Source organism: Arthrobacter sp. HMWF013, from assembly GCF_003061105.1.
Classification (GTDB): Bacteria; Actinomycetota; Actinomycetes; order Actinomycetales; family Micrococcaceae; genus Arthrobacter.
On record NZ_QAIQ01000160.1, the window covers coordinates 1 to 4,073 of the forward strand.

A 4,073-nucleotide genomic window follows, 5' to 3' on the forward strand; every position below is an offset into this window, starting at 1 on the left:
CGGCCGAATTCCTCGTCCTCCCAGGCTGCCAGGGTGCTCAGCACCGTCCCGGCGAAGGCTTCGTGGATTTCGAAGAAGTCGAAGTCGGCCAGGGTCAGCCCGTTGCGCGCCAGCAACCGCGGCACGGCGAACGCGGGAGCCATCAGGAGGCCGTCCTTGCCGTGGACAAAATCCACGGCCGCAGCTTCACCGTCCACCACGGCTGCGAGCTTGGGCAGGTCGTGGGCGTCGGCCCATTCCTCCGAGGCCAGCAGCACGGTCGATGCCCCATCGGTCAGCGGAGTTGAGTTGCCTGCCGTCATGGTGGCTTCGGCGCCCAGGCTCTTGCCAAAGACGGGCTTAAGGGTCGCCAGTTTCTCCAGGGTGGTGTCCGCCCTCAGGTTCGAGTCCCGGGACAGCCCGCGGTAGGGCGTGAGCAGATCATCAAAGAAACCGGCGTCGTAGGCGGCGGCAAGGTTGCGGTGGCTGTTGAAGGCAAGCTCGTCCTGGGCTTCACGCGGGATATTCCACTGGGCGGTGGTCAGCGCCTGGTGCTCCCCCATGGACAGGCCCGTGCGGGGCTCCCCGGTGTTGGGCGCGTCCGGGGCAATGTCCTTGGGCCGGAGCCGGCTCAGCACCTTCAGCCGTTGCGGAAGGGTCTTGGCCCGGTTGAGATCCAGCAGAACGTCGCGCAGCCCTTCGCTGACCGCAATCGGCGCATCCGAGGCCGAGTCCACGCCGCCGGCGATCGCGGAATCGATCTGGCCCAGCTTGATCTTGTTGGCCAGGCTGAGGACCGTCTCAAGGCCCGTGGCGCACGCCTGCTGCACGTCATAGGCGGGGGTCTCAGCAGAGAGTGCGGAACCGAGAACAGCCTCGCGGGTGAGGTTGAAATCCCTGGAATGCTTGAGGACCGCCCCGGCAGCTACCTCGCCGATGCGTTCATCCTGCAGCCCAAACCTGGCAATCAGGCCGTCCAGGGCGGCGGTGAGCATGTCCTGGTTCGAAGACTTTGTGTAGGCGCCCCCTGTGCGGGCGAACGGGATCCTGTTGCCCCCCACCACCACTGCCCGGCGGACTGGCCGCCCGCTGCCGGAAGCTGCGGCGCTGCTGAATTCCTGGGGTCCGGGTGTGGACTGTCCCTCGACGGACATGGGTGTCTCCTCTGATCTGCTGCGGTTACCGATACCCAGCGTACCTGATACGCTGGGTATCGTGAACAACCTCCCCGCAGACCTTCAGACGCCGGCTTCCGGCGCGAGTGCCGACGGCCGCTCGTCCCGCTGGCAGACGCACCGGGAGGAGCGCCGCAGGGAGCTCATCAAGTCCGCCCGGCGGGCTGTCCACGCCTTGGGCAGTGATGCCTCCATGGAGGAAATCGCAGCCGCCGCCGGTACCTCAAAGTCGGTTTTCTACAGGTATTTTGGCGACAAAGCGGGCCTGCAGCAGGCCGTCGGTGAAGTGGTCCTGAGCCAGATGCAGCGCAAGATCGGTGAAGCTGCCCAGAGCGCCCAGACCCCGCGCGAAGGTCTGTTGGCCATGATTTCCGCCTACCTCCAGATGGCTGAAACCAGCCCCAACGTCTACAGCTTCGTCACCCGCTCTGCCCCGGCCGAAGCGGGCAGTTCCCCGGCCCCGGCCGCGATTTCCGGCGCACTCGGGCACTTCTTCGAATCCATTGCCGAGATGATCGCCGCACCGATGCGGACACATCTGGGCGGCGGCAAGGAAGCCGTGATCGGCTATTGGCCCACGGCCGCCATCGGCCTGGTCCGGAATGCCGGCGAACAGTGGCTCAGCACTCCCGCTTCCGCATCGAAACCCGACCAGGAAGCCATGGCCCGGCAGATCACAGCCTGGCTGTGCGTCGGGATCGCTCCTGAACTTATCGAACCATCCGTCAGAACCAACGAAGGACATTGACATGACCGAAGTAGTTGACCGTCCCACCGGCAAGGGTCCCGCGGCCGGCATTTCAGCTGCCCGCCAGCGGCCGGCCGTCCAGCCCGCCGTCGACGTTGCGGCCCTCGGCGAACAGCTGCTCGGCAAGTGGGCCGCTTCCCGCCGGCAGGCACGAACCCTGGCCGGCAAGCCGGAACTGCACAAAATCGAAGGCCTTACCCACACCGACCACCGGGCCAGGGCTTTCGGCCAGCTGAAATACCTCGTCGAGAACAACGGCGTGCACCGGGCATTTCCGGTGGAGCTGGGCGGTGCGGATGACCACGGCGGCAATGTGGCCGGATTCGAGGAACTGGTCACTGCAGATCCGTCCCTGCAGATCAAGGCCGGCGTCCAATGGGGGCTCTTCGGCTCAGCCGTGATGCACCTGGGGACCGCCGAACACCATGCCAAGTGGCTGCCCGGGATCATGAGCCTGGAGATCCCCGGCTGCTTTGCGATGACCGAGACCGGCCACGGCTCCGATGTCGCCAGCATCGCCACCACGGCAACGTTTGACCCGGACACCCAGGAATTTGTGATCCACACGCCGTTCCGCGCTGCCTGGAAGGACTACATCGGAAACGCCGCCATCGACGGCCTCAGCGCAGTTGTCTTTGCCCAGCTGGTGACCAAGGACGTCAACCACGGCGTCCACGCCTTTTACGTGGAGCTGCGGGACCCGGAGACCAAGCAGTTCCTGCCGGGAATTGGCGGTGAAGACGACGGCGTCAAGGGCGGCCTCAACGGCATCGACAACGGCCGGCTGCATTTCGACAACGTCCGCATCCCCCGGACAAACCTGCTCAACCGCTACGGCGACGTGGGAGCCGACGGTTCCTACACCTCCCCCATCGCCAGCCCCGGCAGGCGGTTCTTCACCATGTTGGGGACGCTCGTCCAGGGCCGCGTGTCACTGGACGGTGCGGCAGTGGCAGCATCGAAGATCGCCCTGACGGCAGCCATCCGCTACGCTGCCGAGCGGCGTCAGTTCAACGCCTCGTCCCACACCGACGAGGAAGTGCTCCTGGATTACCAGCGCCACCAGCGCCGCCTGCTCACCCGCCTGGCCACCACCTACGCGGCAGGCTTCGCGCACGAGCAGCTGCTCCAGAAGTATGACGAAGTGTTCTCGGGCGCCCATGACACTGACGCGGACCGGCAGGATCTGGAGACCCTCGCGGCGGCCCTCAAGCCGCTCAGCACCTGGCATGCCCTCGACACCCTGCAGGAATGCCGCGAAGCATGTGGCGGCGCCGGCTTCCTGATCGAAAACCGTTTCGCCTCCCTCCGTGCTGACCTCGATGTGTACGTCACCTTTGAGGGCGACAACACGGTGCTCCTCCAGCTGGTGGCCAAGCGGCTCCTGGCCGACTATGCCAAGGAATTCAGGAACGTCGATTTCGGCGTTATGGCCCGCTACGTGGTTGGGCAGGCCACGGGCGCCGCCATCCACCGCACCGGCCTGCGCCAGGTGGCACAATTTGTCGCCGATACCGGACTGGCGCAGAAGGCGGCTATTGCGCTGCGGGACGAGGCCGGCCAGCGCGCGTTGCTCACCGATCGGGTCCAGACCATGGTGGCCGACGTCGGGTCGGCGCTGAAGGGAGCCAACAGGCTGCCGGTGGAAAAGGGTGCAGCCCTTTTCAACCAGCACCAGAATGAGTTGATCGACGCCGCCCAGGCCCACGCCGAGCTTCTGCAGTGGGAAGCCTTCACCGAAGCCTTGGCCGACATCACCGACCCCGGCACGAAAACGGTCCTGACCTGGCTTCGCGATCTCTTCGGTCTCTCGCTGATCGAAAAGAACCTCGCGTGGTACCTGATGAACGGCAGGCTCTCCATGCAGCGGGCACGCACCGTGGGTGACTACATCAACCGGCTGCTGGTGAAGATCCGGCCGCATGCGCTGGACCTGGTGGAAGCCTTCGGATATGGCGAGGATCATGTCCGCGCGGAGATCGCCACCGGGGCTGAGAAGGCGCGGCAGGACGAGGCGCGCGCTTACTTCCGGGCACAACGCGCCAGCGGCAACGCCCCGGTGGAAGAGAAGGTCCTGATCGCGCGAACTGCGTCAGCAGCACGAGCTGGCGGAAATTGACGGCCCACTCCCCGCTGATGGGTCAACGCGGGGTCACTTAACGCCCTTCCGG

The 4,073-nt window shown here is 65.8% G+C and carries 3 protein-coding genes; 2 read left to right on the plus strand and 1 reads right to left on the minus strand.

The annotated features are described in order from the left end of the window. On the minus strand, window positions 1-1,133 hold a 1,133-nt coding region (locus DBR22_RS07295), incomplete at its 3' end, for an acetyl-CoA C-acetyltransferase (RefSeq protein WP_108598457.1). Window positions 1,134-1,194: 61 nt separating this feature from the next. On the opposite strand from DBR22_RS07295, the gene DBR22_RS07300 reads away from it, so the two are divergent. Then, complete coding sequence (locus DBR22_RS07300) at window positions 1,195-1,902, plus strand: TetR/AcrR family transcriptional regulator (protein WP_375134928.1); 708 nt, start codon at window positions 1,195-1,197, stop codon at window positions 1,900-1,902. Between the two features lies 1 nt (window position 1,903). After that, window positions 1,904-4,021 (plus strand): acyl-CoA dehydrogenase family protein, encoded by a 2,118-nt coding sequence (locus DBR22_RS07305; RefSeq protein WP_108598459.1) that lies wholly within the window; start codon window positions 1,904-1,906, stop codon window positions 4,019-4,021. The last annotated feature ends 52 nt before the right edge of the window (window positions 4,022-4,073 follow it).